We start from the raw sequence: 18,106 nt of genomic DNA, 5'->3' as shown, positions 1-18,106 counted from the left end.
GGCGGCAGGCTCAGTTGGCCGGAGGCAACAGGTCGAGCGGCTGGCCCGGCGATGGCGCCGCTGGCGGCAGCGGCTCTTCCAGGATGCGTCCGAGCCGCCGTGCAAACGCTTCCTGATCGTCCGGACTTCCCTGTGGCTGGGGCGCCGCCGGCACTTCCCCACCGAGCGCCTGCGGGTCCGTCGGCCTGGGCTGGGGCTGCGGCTGGACCGGAGCCCCGTCATTGCTGCTCTCGGCCGGCTGCTCGGCCTCTTCCGCCGCGGCTTCGGCGGCGGCCCGTACTGCGGCGCGCGCCGCCTCCCGCGCCTTCTCCGCTTCCTCGGCAGCCTTCTGCGATTGCTGTTCCTGCCGGGCGGCCTCCTCTTCCTTCGCCTTCTGCTCGGCCTCGGCCGCCGCTCTGGCGGCGTCCTCGGCTTCGCGCTGCTTGCGGTCGTCGGCCTCCCGCTGGCGCCTCAGCTCGCGCCGCAGCCGGTCGCCTTCCTGAATCTCCGCCTGCAGCTTCTCCACCCGCTGCACTTCCTGCTCGAAGGCCCGAACCGTCAGGAAGCCGAGGAAGGGCGTAACGTCGATCCGCCGCTGCGGATCGGAGAGCGGACCGGAAAAGAGGATACCGACCTCCGGCTCTGCCCCCGTCACCTTCTCCTCGCCCGGATCGACCTTCAGCGACCAGTCGGAGGAGAGCGTCATGCGATTGAGGTCGACCGAGGCGGAACCCAGCACCGTCGCCGTCCCGGCTCCGTCGAGCGTCAGGGTGGAGAGCCTCAGAATGCCCGAAGTGACAGCGAAGGAGCCGGTGGCGCGCTCGAAGGAGAGCGTTCCGGCGTCGAGATGGCCCTTGAAGGCCTCCGCAACGGGCTCGCGCTCCAGCTTCAGCCCGGCATCCGCCGCATGGATGATGGAGCCGAAGGCCTGCGGGTTCATGTAGCGCAGCAGACCGTCCCTGAGCGTGAAGGAGCCGCTGCCGTTCAGGCTGGAAAGGACGCCGGAATAGGAGCGCCCCCGCCCGGTCACCTCCATCGAGGCGGAGATCGTGCCATTGGCGACGGACCTTCCGTTTTTCTGCCAGGCGATTTCGGTGACAAGCGCGTCGGAGAGCGACAGACGCAGCGTGATCGCTCTGGCGCCGTCCCCGCCTCCCACGACGAGCGCCCCGCTCATCCGCCCGCCGGCAAAGTCGCCGTTGAAATCGTCGAGGCTGAGGCCGCCGGCACCGTCATAGCGATAGGCGAAAGAGACGTTCCGGAAGATCTTTCCGACGCCGCTCTCGGCCGTCTGCGCGTGCACGGCAAGGTCGAGCATCACGCCGTCCGGCAGCGCCGGAGCGAAGGCGTCCTTCGGCCAGCCATCTGCGCCGTAATCCGGGCTGACGCCGAGCGCGGAAGCTGCAAGCAGCGCCAGCGAGACCCTGTCCAGACGAAGCTCGCCCCCGATCCTGATCGCATCGCCCCCCCGGCCGGCGGTGAGATGGCCCCCCACCACACTGCCGTCGAACGCCGCCTGCGCGAGGTCGAAGTCGAGCACGCCGCGCGACAGTTCGAGCTGGCCGCTGGCGGAGAGCGCATGGCCTTCGCCGACGCCCGGCAACGCCACGCCGGCAAGGAGCAGCGCCGTGTCGAGATCGTCCGCATTGAGCGAGGCCGTGCCGGAAAGCGCCGGAGCCGTCCCGCCGGCATTGCCGCTGCCGTCGAAGGAAAAGCCGATACCGGCCGCCTCGCCGGTCGCCGAGACTGAGCCGCCTTCCTTCGCCGAGCCCTCCAGCGTGACGGAAAGCCGCGCCGGCCCGCTGCCGGGCAGCGGCACGACGTCGAACCCGAGTTGCGAGGCGAGTGCGGCCGTGTCGTCCGACTGGACGAGGAGGTCGGCGCGGCCGGCAAGCCGATCGGGCGAGGCAAGGCCGTCGCTTCCGTCGGCCGTGAGGGTGACGCGCGAGCCGCCGAAGGAGCCGGAAAGGTCGAGCGTGAAGGCCCCGTCCGGCTCGGCCGTCACCGCCATTGTCGCATCGACGGGCGACAGGGCGTCGGCGCGATCCTGGAGGCGCGTGGCGAGCATGCTCGACGGAAACAGACCCCGCGCGAAATCGGCCGCACCGGAGAGATTCTCCGCGCGCACATCGGCCGAGAGGCGGCCCTGCGGCTTGCCGAAAAGATCGTCGATCCGCCCGCTCGCGGTGATGTCGGCGCCGGCGAGGTCGGTGACGGAGAGCGCGGAAATGTCGAGGCTGTTGCCGGCCAGAACCCCCTCAAGCCTCGCCGACTGCGCCTCCGCCCCACCGGCCGAAAGCTGGTTGGCGGAGAGTGCCAGCGCGATACGGGCAAAATCGCCGTTCTTCAGATTGTCGCCCGCGAGCACGTGCAGGACCGCGCGCGCATCCTCCAGCGCAACCTTGTCGGCGGCCAGATCGACATCGGCAAAGGCTTCTCCCGTGCGCTCGAAACGACGCACCGACAGACTGCCGGAAAGCGTACCCTCCCCGACTTCCGCGTGCAGCGCACGCGCCGTCTGCTGGCGCGGCGAAAGGTCGAGATCGGCCTCAACGAGGAAACGATCGAGGCGCGTGGCCTCCCCTGCCTCGCCGCGCCACCAGGCGGCGAAGGCGGATGGCCGCTCGCAGACGATCTTGCCGTGGCCGCGGAAGGCGGGCTCTGCGGTGGCGAGATCGCCCGACACGTCGACGCGTGTCGCGCCGGGCAGGAGCGCGGAGAAGATATCGATCTTCCAGCCGTCCTCGCTCGGGCGGATATCGGTGCCGACGGCCTGGATGACGCTTCCGCCGACGACAAGGCCTTGCGCGTCGAGCGTGATGAGGCCCGGGATCGAAGGCACCGGCACGTCTTTCAGGCCGGCGAGCAGCCTCTCGGTCGCCGCGGCGATCTCGATTGGCTGGCCGGCGCCGCCGCCAAGGGCGCGATCGAGGTCGATCTGGCGGGTGTCGAAGGCGAGACGGAATTGGGGCTCTGGCAGGAAGGAGATGCTTCCCTCGCCGTTCACCTGCACGGCCTTCGCCTCCGGCCCGTAGGCCAGGCTGAATTCTTCCGAGGCGAGGCTCTCATGGCTGAGTTTGAACTTGCCGGACGTCTTAAGGAGCGCCAGCGGCGAGACGCTCGCCGGATCGGCGCCCTCCTCCGGCTTGAGGCCTGACAGATCGAAGGTGCCTTCATAGGCGGGTCCATCCTCGCCGAGGAGGCGCACCTCGCCGCTGGTGGACAGGGTGAGCGGCCTGCCCGCCGGAATGAGGAGCATCTTGAGCGGCACCGTGCCGCCGGAGGACAGCCGGCCCGCGGCAAGGTCGATGCGGTATCGCTCGCCGCCGAGCACGAAGCCGCCTTCCAGCCGGCCCGGCCCTTCGAGCGTGCGGGCCCGGACCTCGGCCCTGACGTCGCCGAGCCGCCATGACGCGCCCCGCCGGCTGTCTCGCACCGTCACCTCGCCGTCGCGGATCGCCATCTCGCCGAGCGAAACCTGCCCGGCATTGAAGCCGCCGAGACTGACCCGGCCGCCATCGGGAGCGAGATCGGCAATGTCGACGGAGAGCCGAGGGCGCTCCAGATCGACGGAGATGACGTTGATCTCGCCCTTGAGGAGCCCCGTCAGCTCCACCTTGGCGCGCATTTCATCGAGTGTCAGGAAGGGTGCGTCCGCCGGCCCGATGCGAACATCGCCAAGGCTGAGGGTCGGCGTTGGCAGGATCGCGAGATCCGCCTCCCCCCCGACGGAAACGGGCACGCCCAGCGAGGCCGAGACCTTTTCCTCGAACTGGTGACGGTAATTGTCCCAATCGATCACGTAGGGCGCGATCAGCGCGGTGAAGAGCACCGCGATGATGGCCAGCCCGACCGCGATATAAAGCCTGCCCAGAACGCTCTCCCTTCGGCTAGAGCCGCATGATCTTGCCGGGATTCATGATGTTCTGCGGATCGAGCGCGCGTTTGACGGCGCGCATCACATCGAGGGCTGGACCGAGTTCTCGCTCCAGATAGGGCTGCTTGCCCTGACCGATGCCGTGCTCGCCCGTACAGGTGCCGTCCATCGCGATCGCGCGGGCGCTGATGCGCGCCGAAAGATCGCGCGCCTTCTCCACTTCCGCCGGATCATTCATGTCGATCAGGGCCGAAACGTGAAAATTGCCGTCGCCGGCATGCCCGACGATCGGAGCGATCAGGCCGAGTTCGGCGATATCTTCCATCGTCTCGCGCACGCAATCGGCAAGCCGCGAAATCGGCACGCAGGCGTCGGTCGCAAAAGCACGGGCGCCGGGTCGCAGCGCGCTGGCCGCCCAATAGGCGTCGTGACGGGCTTGCCAGAGCTTTGCCCGCTCCTCCTCGCGCGTCGTCCAGGAGAAGCTGCCGCCACCGAACTCGGCGGCGATCTCCCCGAAGCGCTCCGCCTGCTCGGCCGCGCCCGCCTCCGTGCCGTGGAACTCCACGAAGAGCGTCGGCATCTCCGGATAGTCGAGCTTGGAATAGGCGTTGCAGGCCTTCATCTGCAGCGTGTCGAGAAGCTCGATCCGCGCCACGGGAATGCCGTGCTGGATGGTGGCGATGACGGTGTTGCAGGCCGCTTCCACATCCGGGAACGAGCAGACGGCCGCCGAGATCGCCTCCGGAATCCCCTGCAGGCGCAGCGTGATCTCGGTAATGACGCCGAGCGTGCCTTCCGCGCCGACATAAAGCCTTGTGAGGTCGTAGCCGGCCGACGACTTCTTGGCGCGCTGGGCCGTGCGGATCACCGAGCCGTCCGGCGTCACGACCTGCAGCCCGAGCACATTGTCCTTCATGGTGCCGTAGCGCACCGCGTTGGTGCCGGAAGCACGCGTGGAGGCCATGCCGCCGAGGCTCGCATCGGCGCCAGGATCGATGGGGAAGAACAGCCCCGTATCGCGCAGATATTCGTTGAGCTGCTTGCGCGTCACGCCCGGCTCCACGACGCAGTCGAGATCCTCCGGATGGACCGCCACGACGCGGTTCATGCCGGAAACGTCGATGGAGATGCCGCCGCAGGGCGCGTTCAGATGGCCTTCCAGCGAGGTGCCGGTGCCAAAGGGCACGATGGGCACATGGTGGTCGGCGCATATTCGCACGATCTCCGAGACCTCCTGCGTGGAGGTGGCGAAGACGACGGCGTCGGGCGGCTGGTTCTGGATCCAGGTCGTCGTGTGCCCGTGCTGCTCGCGCACGGAACCCGACGTCGAAAGACGCTCGCCGAAGCGCTGCGCCAGAATGGCGACGGCGGTGGCGATACCGTCCTCGTTACGGGTAAGCGGTTCTGCGATGGCCATTGCGCGGCTCCTCGTCGGAGCGATTCTCCAATCTTGCCAGAGTTCTGGCAGCATGCTGCCCTGCCCGGGCCAGAACAAGGGCGCCCCCTGCCGCAATGAGGAAAAAGCCCAGACATGTCCAGCATATTTGCAGCACCCTTCCGCTCATCGCAGATGCGGGTTGAAGAAGCGTGGATCGACGACAACGCCCATATGAACGTGGCGTACTATGTCCTCGTCTTCGACAGGGCGATCGACGAGGTCTGCGAGGAACTTGGCATCGACGCGGCCTACAAGATCGAGCGCAAAGCCTCGATCTTCACCGCGGAACTGCACGTCAACTATCTGAAGGAGCTCGTTCTCGGCGCGCCGCTTTTCGTGACCTGGCAATGCCTGGCCGCCGACGAGAAGCGCATGCGCAGCTATCTGGAGCTCTTTCATGCCGAGGAGGGCTACCTCGCCGCGAGCTCCGAGCAGCTTCATATCCATGTCGACCTTCAGGCCCGCCGCGCCTCGCCTTTTCCGCCGGAGGTGCGCGCCCGGCTGGACGGCGCCGTGAAGGCGCATGCCGCGCTGCCCTGGCCGAAGCGGGCAGGCGCGGCGATCGACTTGAAGAAGCGCTGATCCATCAGGGGCCTGGCACGGCCGCCTGAATCAGTTTGCGAGCCGCCCGGGGCAGGCTCAGGAATAGTGGTTGCGCACGACCGCCCCGGCGATCTCCGGCGAATCGATGATGCCGACGACATCCTCCGGCCGCGGCACGCCCGCTCCGGGCCGCACCACGATGGCGAAGGTGCGCTGGCGCCGGCTCATTCGGGTGATGATGGAATTGAGGATGTTTTCCTCGGGCGCCACCACGAAATCGTCGGAGACGATATCGCCGAGCGTCTGGTCGGCCCGGATCGATGGCGCGTAGAGCACCGAGCCGAAGCGCGCATAGCCGGCGATGCGGCCGTTTTCCGTCACGACGACATGCTTGCGCCCGCCCTCCCCGACGATACAGACCGCCTCCGCCACGCTGGTGGAGGCCGGCAGGACGACGAAGTTGCGGTTCATCAGGTCGCGTGCCTGTTGCACCAGGTACATGTTGGTGTGGCGCACGGACGGAATCGGCCGGCCGCGGTTCCTGAGCTTGATGGTGTAGATGTCCGCCGTGATCAGCCAGCGGCGAATGCCCACGGAAAGCGCGACCGCCAGCACCAGCGGCACGATGACGTTGTAGTCCCGCGTCATCTCGAAGATCATGACGATCGCCGTCATGGAGGCGCCGGTCGCGCCGCCGACGAGGGCGCCCATGCCCACGACGGCGAATTCCGCCATGTTGAAACCCTCGCCTGGGAAAATCCAGGCGCCGAGCGCGCCGACCGCGCCGCCGAGCGTCGCGCCGATGAAGAGCGAGGGCGAGAACACGCCGCCCGAGGCGCCGGCGCCGAGGCTGACGCTCGTCGCCACCAGCTTGCCGATCATCAGGGCGACGAGCATGAGCAGCGTGTAGGTGTAGTCGTTGCTGCTGACGATCTCCTGGATCGTCGCGTAGCCGACACCTGCCGTATGATACTGCCCGGTCGTCAGGAAGAAGGCGTAGAAGATTACGCCGATGATCAGCATGCCGATCATGTTGCGCGTGTAGTCGTTGCCCGGCAGCTTCGGAAAGATGTCCTCGCAGAAGGCGAGGAAGCGGATGAAGGCCCATGAGGCGACGCCCGCCACGAGGCCGAGGAAGGCAAAGCCGAGAAGTTCCGCCACGTTGATGGCGTGCTGGGGGTCGACCGCCGAGAGCGGCACGAGGAAGGCGGGATCGAGACCGAGCGCGATGCGCCCGATATAGGTCGCCGTCGCGGTCGCCACGACGACCGGCAGGAAGGTGCGCCCTGAGACTTCCGGCAGGAGAAGCTCCACGGCGAACAGCACGCCGCCGAGAGGCGTGTTGAAGGTCGCCGCGATGCCGGCGCCCGCGCCCGCCGCGAGCATGGTGATCTTCTGCCAGCGTGGCAGCCTCAGCCGGCGGGCGATGGTGGAGCCGAAGGAGGCGCCGATCTGGATGATCGGGCCTTCGCGGCCGACCGAAGCGCCCGAGCCGATGGAGATCGCCGAGGCGAAGGATTTCACGATGGCGACGATGCCGCGCACGTCGCCGTTGTTGTGATAGACGGCGTACATGACCTCCGGCACGCCGTGACCCTTGGCTTCAGGGGCGAACTTCTTGACGAGGAAGACGACGAGAAGGCCACCGATGACGGGCGCCAGGATCACCCACGGCCCCCAAGGGCTCGCCGGCTCGAAATGATTGGCGTCGTAGTAAAAGCCGATGCGCCCGTTGAAGGCGAGGTTGTGCACGAAGGCGATCATGAAGCGGAAGAGCACCGCTCCGACGGCCGCCACCACGCCGATCGTGACGGCAACAAGACAGAGGGCGGGCAAGCTGAGGACGCGTTCCTGCTCCTCTTCCGTGCCGGCTCCGGCGACTGGCGTTGAAGTGGATTGCTTCGCCTCGGCCGAAATGTCCGTCACGGTTCTTCTTCTTCCTCTCTGTCGCGCTTCCATTCGGAGCGTCGGACTGAAAGGTCGAAAGGGGCATTTCTGCCGCGGACACCGGGGAAGCGCCCGTGTCCTGCACCCAAGCGAGCCATATGGTCAAGGTCGCCGCGCGACTTTATTTAACATGGACATCTTCCATTTTCCCGCCCGAGCAAAGGCCTTGGCAAAGGCGGGCGCGCCCCTGCCTCCCCTGTGGCTCCCCTTGCGCCTCCTCTCTGGCTGCATAGGTCCGACAAGCCTGGACCAACACGCCCAGCGATGCCACATCGCCCCTCAGAAACGGTAGCCGACGAAAAATATTGATACTCACACCTATAGGTTGCCGTCGCCGTGATGCAGGCCGCTTGCCACAATCTGCAACACGAAGTGAAAGAACCTCCACTCCGCCTGAGCATTTCCTTCCTTGTCGAATGAAACGATATCCTCACAAGAGGAATCATGTCTTAATTGTGACACGGGAGTTTTGGTCATGTTGAAGAATCTTCTTGCGACGACTGCCGTCTCGGCCCTGCTGATCACTGGCGCGCTGGCGCAGTCGAACACCTCCGAGCCGGAGAAGGCTCCGGCAACCGAGCAGATGTCGCCGGACCAGGCGCCGGCCGAGCAGATGTCGCCGGACCAGGCGCCGGCCGAGAAGATGGAGGCCCCTGCAGCCACGGACGAAAAGCCGGCCGGCGACACCGCCGCGGCCGCTCCGATGGATCAGGAGACGTTCCTGACCGAGCAGACGGAGGACCAGATCCAGGCCAGCCGCTACATCGGCCAGACCGTCTACAATCGTCAGGACGAAGCCGTCGGCGATATCAACGACCTCATCTTCACCAAGGATGGCGGCGTCGACGCGGCCGTGATCGGCGTCGGCGGGTTCCTCGGCATCGGCGAGAAGCAGGTGGCGACCGCCTTCGACGCGATCGAGGTCGAAACGGCGCCCGACGGCGAAATCCGCCTCGTCATCGATGGAACGAAGGAGCAGCTTGAGGCCGCCCCTGAGTTCGTCTCCCTTTCCGAGCAGCGGGCGGCAGCCGAGGCCGCGGCCCAGCAGCAGGAGATGAAGGAGCAGCAGTCCGGCACCATGGCGCCGACGACGACCGCTCCCGCGGGTGGGGCGTCGGGCGACGCGGCCCAGCCGCAGTAAGGCAACGGCAGGATATCAGAAGCACGAGGGCCGCCTCCCGGGCGGCCCTCTTTCTTGCTTGTCTGGCGCTTCGCTAGCTGCCGCAACGACCGCTCAGCCGGCCTTGGCCTCATCCGCCGGCTCTTCCTCTTCGGGGGGCGCTTTTTCCACCCCGGCTTCGTCCGTCTCGATCTGGTCGCCTTCCGGATGCATCGGCGCCGCCTCCGGCGGCAATGGCCAGTAATCGTGGAGCGGCCCCTCGCGCCCGAAGACCGGATCGGTCGCCGGAATTGCGACCGCCGCGACCTTCTCCTTGGCTTCCTCGAAATCGATCTCTTCCGGCTTGGTGATGTCGCCTTCCTGCCCCGGCGGATAGGCGCCGACGATGGAAAAGTCATCGCTGGCATCGAGCAGCCTGTGGCCGACACCCGCCGGGATGACGATCACGTCGCCCGCGACGATTTCCCCCTCGATGCCGTCCTCGCCGCCAAGGCCGACCTTCGCCCGCCCGGCGACACAGGCGAGCACTTCATGTCCCTTGGTGTGGAAGTGCCAGAACGGATAGATCGGCCACACCCAGACGCCCTGCCAGCGGTTGCGCGTCAGGATCGTCTCCGCCGCCCCCGCCATGCGGACCGGCTCGTCGAGGCCGCCTCGATAGATGAGCAGCGGCAGCGAGCTGTTCGGAATGCCGCCGGAGGGACCGAAAACGTGGTCCTCGACCGCGACGCTGGGGTTGAGGTCGTGCGTGGCCATATCTGTCTCCGCAATTGTTGCGCTTACGGGCACAATGCGGAGCGGCCCAATGGGGTTCGATCGGGCCGGAGGCCGACTCAGGCGGAGCCGCGCAGCGCCTGCCGCCGCTCAAGGCTTGGCGCGGGCCAGAGCTCGCGCATGTCGTAGTATTCCGCGAAGGCCGGCACATCCGCGGGCAGCCGCACCCAGGGCACCTTCGAGCGGGTGTAGATATGCACGTCGGGCACGATGGCGTGCGGCTCGTCGAGCGTGGCGACGCGCAGAAAGACCAACACCTTGCGTCTTCCGTAGTCGCTCCACAGCGCCGTCTGGCATTGAGGGCAGCGCCAGACGTCGTGCGGTCGCCCGCTGTCGGTCGGCAACGCGACGGCGACCGGCTCGCCGGCAAGGAGCACTACGCGCTCGCGCTCGATGATCCCGTTGATGACAAACGCGCTCCCCGTCTGCCTCTGGCAGTCGAGGCAGTGGCAGCAATGCACGAACATCGGCTTCGACGTCAGGCGGTAGCGCACCTGCCCGCAGGCGCAGCCGCCCTCGAAATTCCCGCTCATCCCCCGCCTCCCGGCCTCGCTTGGGCCGACCATAGCCAGGAAGGCGGCGGTTCGCGAGCGCACGGCTACCATATCCGTTTCTCGGGACCGCCCCCCTCAAGCAGGCGGCGATCCCTCCGATCGCTACGCAGGTCAGCTCAGGATTTCGCCCGGTCCATCAGCTCGGTCAGCTCGCGGTTGAAGCGCGGGGCATCCTCCCAGAAGGGCGAATGCCCGACACCCTGATAGACCGACAGCCTAGCGTCCGGCACCATTTTCGCCGTGTATTCGCCAAGGCCGAGACCGAGGATGGCGTCGTCGTCACCGTGGGTGACAAGCGTCGGCACCGTTACCGCCTTCAGCGCCTCCTCGTATGGAGCCGGACGGCGCAGCCAGCCGCGAATCTTGATCGGCACCATCATGTTGAAGCCGAGCATGGTCTCGAATTCGGAAACGGTCGGCTGGATGGTGAAGCAGGCATGGATGAAAGCCTTCGTCGCCTCGATGTTTTCTTCCAGGTTCTCCGTGAGCGCCTTGCCGAGAAGCGGCATGGAGCGGCCGACAAGGTCGGGATTGCCGTTGCCGGCGCTGCCGACGAAATCGAGCCCGGATAGATGATCCGTGCCGTATTTTCGCAGGTAATCCATCATGATCCGGCTGCCGTAGGACCAGCCGACTAGGACCGGCTTCTTCAGCCCCGCGGCCTTGATGACCGCATCGAGTTCGTCGGCAAATTTCTCGGAGCTGTTGTAGAGCTCGGGATCGAGGATCTTGTCGGAACTGCCGTGACCGCGGAAATCATAGGTGATCATGCGGTAGCGCTTGGAAAGCTCGGGATCGCGAACCTGCTTCACCCATGAGAGATGGCTCTGCATGAAGCCATGGATGAAGACGATCTCCTGGCCGTCCGGATTGCCCCATTCCTGGGCCGCGATGGTGACGCCATCGGGCGTCTCCACCGCGAAGTCCTTCGGGGCTTGGGCGTGAGCGGGCACGGCTGCCAGCAGGGACGCCCCGACAACCATCATCGTCGCTGTCCTGGAAAGCATGTCTTCCTCCCTTTTTGATGCCCTCTCATCGGGGCGCGAGCAAGGTTGTCCCCCTCCAAAACAGCGAGTCAATCAAAATGACGGAACGTTTCGTTCCGCTTTTCGAATCGCAGGCAAGATCAAGCGAGGGCTGAAAGCGATCTCGACAGGCTCGCGGCGAAAGCAGACAGGACGCGAAGACGACGTTCCGGGATGAACGGCACCACGGAGCCGAAACGCACCCGTGCGCGACCGCCCTCGCAACCGTTCCCGCTTTGCCCTATTTTCCCTTGAGCGAATCGAAGCTTGATGACGAACCCCGAACCCGGCCGGAACGAACCGTTTTCCTCAGAACCGCCTGCGCCACGCGCCGGCGGCATTGCCGCGCGCGCCGCCGCGCAGGTCTCTTCCCCCGCCCGCTATCTTTCCGGCCTCAATCCGGAGCAGCGCGACGCGGTGGAGACGATCGAGGGCCCGCTTCTCGTGCTGGCGGGTGCCGGCACCGGCAAGACCCGTGTTCTGACCACCCGCATCGCCCATATTCTGGCCTCTCGCAGGGCCTTCCCCTCGCAGATCCTGGCGGTCACCTTCACCAACAAGGCCGCGCGCGAGATGAAGGCTCGCATCGGCGCTCTCATCGGCGAGGAGCAGACGGAGGGCATGCCCTGGCTCGGCACCTTCCACTCGATCGGCGTCAAGATCCTGCGCCGCCACGGCGAACTCGTCGGCCTCAGATCCGATTTCACCATCCTCGACACCGACGATCAGGTCCGCCTGATGAAACAGGTGATCCAGGCCGCCAACATCGACGAGAAGCGCTGGCCGGCCCGCCAGCTCGCCAGCCTCATAGACGGGTGGAAGAACCGCGGCTTGTCGCCTGACAAGATTCCGGATTCGGAAGCCTACGCTTTCGCCAACGGCGCCGGCCGCGACCTTTATTCGGCCTATCAGGAGCGGCTGAAGACGCTCAACGCCGTCGATTTCGGCGACCTTCTGACGGAGTGCCTGCGGCTCTTCCGCGAGCAGCCGGATGTCCTGAGGACCTTCCAGGAGCGCTTCCGCTACATGCTGGTGGACGAGTATCAGGACACCAACGTCGCCCAGTATCTCTGGCTGCGGCTCCTCGCCCAGCGGCCGGAGGGCGAAAGGCCCAACATCTGCTGCGTCGGCGACGACGATCAGTCCATTTATGGCTGGCGCGGCGCCGAGGTGGCCAACATCCTGCGCTTCGAGAAGGATTTTCCCGGCGCCAAGGTAATCCGCCTGGAGCGCAACTACCGCTCCACCGGGCATATCCTCGCGGCTGCTTCCGGGCTCATCGCCTGCAACGAAAGCCGCCTCGGCAAGACCCTTTTCGCCGCCACCGACGACATGGGCGAGCCGGTTCGCGTCGCCTCCGGCTGGGATTCCTCCGAGGAGGCCCGCGCCATCGGCGAGGACATCGAGAGGAAGCAGCGCGAAGGCACCTCGCTCGACGAGATCGCCGTTCTCGTGCGCGCTTCCTTCCAGATGCGCGAGATGGAGGATCGCTTCCTCACGCTCGGCCTGCCCTACCGCGTCGTCGGCGGCCCGCGCTTCTTCGAGCGCATGGAGATACGCGATGCGCTGGCGTATCTGCGCGTCACCGTCAATCCGGCTGACGGCCTGGCCTTCGAGCGCATCGTCAACACGCCCAAGCGCGGCCTCGGCGCCGCCACCATCCAGCTCCTGCACGCCCATGCGCGCCGCCGCGACATTCCGCTGATGGCGGCCGCGGCGGAGCTGGTGGCGACGGAAGAAATCAAGCCGAAGCAGCGCCAGACACTCGAAGCCCTCGTCAAGAGCTTCGCGCGCTGGAGCGAGGCGATGGGGCACACCCCGCATCCCGAACTCGCCGAGATCATCCTGGAGGAGTCCGGTTATATCGAGATGTGGCAGCGCGATCGCTCGCCGGAAGCGCCGGGACGGCTGGAGAATCTCAAGGAGCTGGTCAACACGCTCGGCGAATACGATTCCCTGCCCGCCTTCCTGGAGCATGTCTCGCTGGTCATGGATTCGGAGAATGGAGAGGCGGAGGAGAAAGTCTCGCTGATGACGTTGCATTCCGCCAAAGGGCTGGAATTCGATGTCGTCTACCTGCCGGGCTGGGAGGAAGGGCTTTTTCCGCATCAGCGCGCCCTCGACGAGAGCGGTCTGGCGGGCCTCGAGGAAGAACGGCGCCTCGCCTATGTCGGCCTGACGCGCGCCCGCCGTCACGCGACGATCTTCTTCGTCGCCAACCGGCGCACGCACGGTCTGTGGCAGTCGACCCTTCCCTCGCGTTTCGTCGACGACCTCCCGCAGGACCATGTCGAGGTTGCCGAGCCGGCGAGCTACGGCGGCTATGGCAGCTCCTACGGAGGTTATGGCGGCGGCGCCTACGGTGCCTCGCGCTTCGATGAAGCTTTCGGCTCGGCCTACCGCACGCCCGGCTGGCAGCGCGCGCAGACCAATCGCGGTCGCGCCGACCCCAGGAACCGCACGGGTCGCGGCCCGCTGACGCTCGAAGGCGAACTGGTGGCGAAATCGGTGATCGGTGGCGCGAGCGCCTATTCGGTCGGCGAGCGCGTCTTCCACCAGAAATTCGGCTACGGCACCATCTTCACCATCGACGGCAACAAGCTGACGGTCGATTTCGAGAAGTCTGGCAGGAAACGCGTCGTCGACAGTTTCGTCGAAGCCACCTGAGGGCGGGCGCAGACCCCAGCGGCGTCGATTGCCGAAGACGCTAGGCCGGGACAAAGCCGACCGTCACGCTATCGGCCCCAGGTTGTACCCGCTGAACTACTCGCCTCCAGTCACGTTTCGCCCCTATGGCGGAAAACTCGAAGATCCTGATCGTCGGAGCAGGGCCTACCGGTCTTACGGCCGCCGTGGAGCTTTTTCGGCGTGGCTATCATCCCCGCATCATTGACGAGGCGAGCCAACCAGCGACGCAATCGAAGGCGCTTGCCGTCAATCCGAGAACCCTGGAATTGCTGGAGCCGGCCGGGATCACGGAGAGGCTGATCGCCGCCGGCAACCGGCTCCACCGGCTTCGCGCCCATCACGAGGGGCGCAGGGCACTTGAGGTCGACCTGTCGCACATCCCGCACCGGTTCGACTTCATGCTCATCCTGCCGCAGGCGGGGACGGAAAAGATTCTCGCCGGAAGGCTCGAAGAACTCGGCGGCCGCATCGAATGGGATACGGCGCTGAAGGACGTGGAGATCGCAGATGGCAAAGCCCGCTACCTCCTCGCCTCCCCGGCGGGCGAAGAAACGGGCGAGGCCGATATTCTCCTCGGCGCCGACGGAGCGCATTCGCGCGTGCGCCACGCCGCCGGCATCGGCTTTGCCGGCGAAAGCTTTCCCGCCGGCTTCGGCCTCGCCGATATAGGCTTTCCCGGCGGCATCGACCCGCATGAGGCGCGCATCAGCCTGCGCGACGGCTCGGCGCTCGCTTTCCTCCCTTTCGGCGAGAACAAGGCGCGCCTCATCGGCACCTGTCCCCACATCCTGAAGAACGCGCCACAGGAGGCTTTCCTGCCCGATTTCAGGGCGGAGGGAACGGAGATCCTCTGGGAATCCGACTTCAAGGTCTCCTTCCGCCACGTGGAGCGGTTTCAGAGGGGACCGCTTTTCCTTGCCGGCGACGCCGCCCATATCCACTCGCCGGTCGGAGGGCGCGGCATGAATCTCGGCATCGAGGACGCCGCCTGGCTCGCCTTCCTCATCGCGGAAGGTCAGTCCGAAGCATTCACCCGGCACCGCCTGCCGGTCGCCCAAAGGGTCGTCGGCCTGACCCGCGACATGACGCGCCAGATCCTTCTCGGCGGCCTGCCGGCGACCCTCCTGCGCCGTTTTCTCGCGCCGGCGCTGATGTCCGTGCCCGCGATCGAGCGCAACGCCCTCAAGAGCATCGCCGGCCTCGACACGCCCTCGCCGCCCTGGCTCGACGCGGCGCGCGATCGGCCCGTACCGAACTAGGCAGATAGTCGAGCAAGCTTGAAAACCCTGCACCGCGCCCTCTAATGCGGGTCTTCTTTCGGGGGCCATATGGAACACTTGATCACCAAGATTGCCCTGATCGGCGCCGCCGGCATTGCCGCCCAGTGGCTGTCCTGGCGGTTTCGCCTGCCGGCGATCGTCATTCTCTCGCTTTCAGGCCTCCTCCTCGGCCCCGTTCTCGGCCTCATCGATCCCGCCGCCGATTTCGGTGAGTTTCTCCGTCCGTTGATCGCGGCGGCGGTCGCCATCATCCTCTTCGAGGGCGGGCTGACGCTGCATTTCAACGAAATCCGCGAGACATCGACCGGCGTCCGCCGCCTCGTCCTCATCGGAGGCCCGCTCGCTTTCCTCTTCGGCACGGTCGCCGGACACTATCTCGGCGATCTGAGCTGGGCGACCTCCTCGGTCCTCGGCGGTCTTTTCGTCGTCACTGGCCCCACCGTGATCATGCCGCTCCTGCGCCAGGCGCGCCTCGCCCAGCGGCCGGCCTCCCTTTTGCGCTGGGAAGCCATCATCAACGACCCGGTCGGCGCCATGCTCGCTGTTCTTGCCTTCGAGACGACGCTCGTCATCCGCTACGAGCACGGCCTCGGCGACTTCGCCATCTCCATCGCAATCGCTTCCGTCGTCGCGATCGTGGGCGCCTGGCTCCTCGGCCGGCTGCTCGTGACGATCTTCTCGCGCGGCCTCGTGCCCGAATATCTGAAGGTGCCGCTCATTCTTGCGGCGGTTCTCGTCGCCTATGCGGCGACCGACGCCCTGATGGCCGAATCCGGGCTCGTTGCCGTCACGGTCCTCGGCATCACCCTCGGCAACTCGCAGATCGCCAGCCTCGACGAGCTGAAACGCTTCAAGGAGACGATGACCGTCCTCCTCGTTTCGGGCGTCTTCGTCCTTTTGACCGCCACGCTCACCATGGCGGACCTTCAGGCGCTCAACTGGCGGATCGCCGCCTTCATCGCGGCTCTCCTCTTCATCGTCCGGCCGGCCTCCATTCTCATCGCCACCATCGGCTCTGGGCTGAAGCTGTCGGAGCGGCTTCTTCTCGGCTGGATCGCGCCGCGCGGAGTCGTCGCCATCGCCGTCGCCGGCCTGTTCGGCGCCGAGCTTGCGGGCATCGGCGTGGAAGACGGGCCGATGATGGTGCCGATCACCTTCGCCGTCGTCTTCGTGACGGTGGTGCTCCACGGCTTCACGCTTCCCTGGCTGGCGCGCCATCTGGGGCTCGCCGCGGAGCTGAGGCCGGGCATCCTTGTCGTCGGCGCTTCCGAATTCACCAAGGCGCTGACCGACCGGTTGCGCGAGATGAAGATTCCGACGCTGATCGCCGATCGCAACTGGTCGCGCCTGCGTCACGCAAGACTGTCGGACACGCCGACCTACTGGGGCGAAATCCTGTCGGAGCCGGCCGAGCATGCCGTTGCCTTCAACCACTACGACTACCTGATCGCCGCGACCGACAACGACGCCTACAACGCCCTGGTCTGCACCGATTTCGGCCCCTTCTTCGGGCGCACGGACGTCTTCCAGATCGGCCGCGAGCGCGATGAGGATTCTGGATCTTCCAAGAACATGGCGGTGACCATCGGCGGGCGGCCGCTCATGCCTTCCGGCGCATCCTACTGGGCGCTGGAGCAGCGGCTCGCGACGGGCTGGCTCATTCAGGCGACCCCGCTCACCAAGGAATACACGTTCAAGGCCTATCAGGCGGACCGTGGCGAGGGGCTGGAGATCATCTTGCATGTCGCGCCGGACGGGAGCATCGCCTTTGGCGAGCAGGCCCGCGAACGGGCCGAGATGAACCGCGGCCGCATCCTCGCCATGGTTCCGCCGGCAGCAGAGAACGAAGATCCGAAGATGAAGAAATCCGTCCGCCGCAAGGCGCAGCGCGAATCGGAAAAGCCGCTCCACGCCCGCACCGCCGCCGGCGGGCGAACGCTGCGCGAGGAAGGCGGCGAACCCGCCGCCACGGAGGGCAAGAGGGACGACACCTCGCCCAAAGAGGACGGGGCATGAGCTGGCGCGCGAGCCGGCTCGGCACCCGCGCCGAGAGCGAGGAACTGACCGACCGCCTCGAAGCCGAGCTCGCCGAGGAAGGCGCGGTGATCTCCCTCTTCGAGGCCGGCGAGCAATGGCGGCTCGACGTCTACCATGAGGGCGGCGAGGCGGCCCTGAAAGCGGACCTTGCCGCCGCGCTCGGGGCCATCGCCGGCGAGTTCTCCTACGCCGAGCTTCCGGAGGCGGACTGGGTGGGGGAATCGCTGAAGGGCCTTGCGCCCGTTCCCGCCGGCCGCTTCCTCGTCCATGGTGCGCATGACCGGCAGAGACTGCCGGCCGGGCGGATCGCGATCGAGATCGACGCCGGCCAGGCTTTCGGAACCGGGCACCATGCGACGACGCTCGGCTGCCTGACGGTCCTCGACGAATTGTCGAAGCGGTGGCAGTTCGAAAGGATGCTCGACCTCGGCACCGGCACAGGGCTTCTGGCCATAGCGCTCGCCAAACTCACCCGCCGCCCGGTGCTGGCGAGCGACATCGATCCGCTCGCTGTGCGCATCGCCGGCGAGAACGCCGCGCTCAACGGCGCCGGCCACCTTGTCACGACGATCGTCGCCAACGGCCTCCGTCATCCGAAGATCGCGGCAGGCGCGCCCTACGACCTTGTCGTCGCCAACATCCTCGCCGGGCCCCTGATCGCGCTCGCGCCGTCGGTGAAACGGGTTGTCGCCCCCGGCGGCACCGCGGTTCTGTCGGGCATTCTCGCCCACCAGGCCTCCCGCGTCACGGCGGCATGGCGCGGCCAGGGATTTGCCCTTCAGGCCGCGCGCCGTTTCGGCGAGTGGAGCGTGCTCGTCCTAAGTCGCCGCGACTGAGCGGCAGG

The 18,106-nt window shown here is 66.7% G+C and carries 12 protein-coding genes; 6 read left to right on the top strand and 6 right to left on the bottom strand.

Annotation, left to right across the window (positions count from 1 at the left end):
* Positions 1-10 precede the first annotated feature (10 nt).
* Together CLD20_RS18355 and CLD20_RS18350 are read right to left on the bottom strand one after the other, a co-directional pair.
* Positions 11-3,826, bottom strand: a complete 3,816-nt coding sequence (locus CLD20_RS18355) for an AsmA family protein (protein WP_224408210.1) — start codon at positions 3,824-3,826, stop codon at positions 11-13.
* Positions 3,827-3,869: 43 nt separating this feature from the next.
* Complete coding sequence (locus tag CLD20_RS18350; protein ID WP_224408125.1) at positions 3,870-5,273, bottom strand: FAD-binding oxidoreductase; 1,404 nt, start codon at positions 5,271-5,273, stop codon at positions 3,870-3,872.
* Positions 5,274-5,387: 114 nt separating this feature from the next.
* Here CLD20_RS18350 and CLD20_RS18345 point away from each other — a divergent pair, with 114 nt between their 5' ends.
* Positions 5,388-5,876 carry a thioesterase family protein gene (locus CLD20_RS18345; RefSeq protein ID WP_224408124.1) on the top strand — a complete coding sequence of 163 codons (489 nt, stop codon included), beginning with the start codon at positions 5,388-5,390 and terminating at the stop codon, positions 5,874-5,876.
* A 57-nt stretch (positions 5,877-5,933) separates the two neighbouring features.
* On the opposite strand, the gene CLD20_RS18340 is transcribed toward CLD20_RS18345, so the two are convergent.
* Entirely contained in the window at positions 5,934-7,763 is a 1,830-nt protein-coding gene (locus CLD20_RS18340; RefSeq protein WP_224408123.1) for a chloride channel protein, read from the bottom strand.
* A gap of 496 nt (positions 7,764-8,259) precedes the next feature.
* On the opposite strand from CLD20_RS18340, the gene CLD20_RS18335 reads away from it, so the two are divergent.
* A complete protein-coding gene (locus CLD20_RS18335; protein WP_224408122.1) occupies positions 8,260-8,925 on the top strand; it encodes a PRC-barrel domain-containing protein in 666 nt (221 codons plus the stop codon).
* A 93-nt stretch (positions 8,926-9,018) separates the two neighbouring features.
* Here CLD20_RS18335 and CLD20_RS18330 read toward each other — a convergent pair whose 3' ends face one another.
* From CLD20_RS18330 to CLD20_RS18320, 3 genes are all read right to left on the bottom strand, one after another.
* Positions 9,019-9,660, bottom strand: coding sequence for a cupin domain-containing protein (locus tag CLD20_RS18330; protein ID WP_224408121.1), 642 nt, complete (start codon positions 9,658-9,660; stop codon positions 9,019-9,021).
* Positions 9,661-9,737: 77 nt separating this feature from the next.
* A complete protein-coding gene (locus tag CLD20_RS18325; protein ID WP_224408120.1) occupies positions 9,738-10,211 on the bottom strand; it encodes a GFA family protein in 474 nt (157 codons plus the stop codon).
* 137 nt (positions 10,212-10,348) lie between these two features.
* Positions 10,349-11,239, bottom strand: a complete 891-nt coding sequence (locus CLD20_RS18320) for an alpha/beta fold hydrolase (RefSeq protein ID WP_224408119.1) — start codon at positions 11,237-11,239, stop codon at positions 10,349-10,351.
* A 288-nt stretch (positions 11,240-11,527) separates the two neighbouring features.
* On the opposite strand from CLD20_RS18320, the gene CLD20_RS18315 reads away from it, so the two are divergent.
* From CLD20_RS18315 to CLD20_RS18300, 4 genes are all read left to right on the top strand, one after another.
* Complete coding sequence (locus CLD20_RS18315; protein ID WP_224408118.1) at positions 11,528-13,924, top strand: ATP-dependent helicase; 2,397 nt, start codon at positions 11,528-11,530, stop codon at positions 13,922-13,924.
* Between the two features lie 125 nt (positions 13,925-14,049).
* Positions 14,050-15,204, top strand: a complete 1,155-nt coding sequence (locus tag CLD20_RS18310) for an FAD-dependent monooxygenase (protein WP_224408117.1) — start codon at positions 14,050-14,052, stop codon at positions 15,202-15,204.
* Between the two features lie 69 nt (positions 15,205-15,273).
* Positions 15,274-17,241, top strand: a complete 1,968-nt coding sequence (locus tag CLD20_RS18305) for a sodium:proton antiporter (protein WP_224408116.1) — start codon at positions 15,274-15,276, stop codon at positions 17,239-17,241.
* Positions 17,238-18,098, top strand: a complete 861-nt coding sequence (locus CLD20_RS18300; protein ID WP_224408115.1) for a 50S ribosomal protein L11 methyltransferase — start codon at positions 17,238-17,240, stop codon at positions 18,096-18,098. The genes CLD20_RS18305 and CLD20_RS18300 overlap by 4 nt, the downstream gene beginning before the upstream one ends.
* Positions 18,099-18,106 lie beyond the last annotated feature (8 nt).

The organism is Afifella sp. IM 167 (assembly GCF_020144925.1).
In the GTDB taxonomy this organism is placed as follows: Bacteria; Pseudomonadota; Alphaproteobacteria; order Rhizobiales; family Afifellaceae; genus Afifella.
Note: the sequence above shows the minus strand (reverse complement) of the source record. Positions and strands in the feature narration are given on the sequence as shown.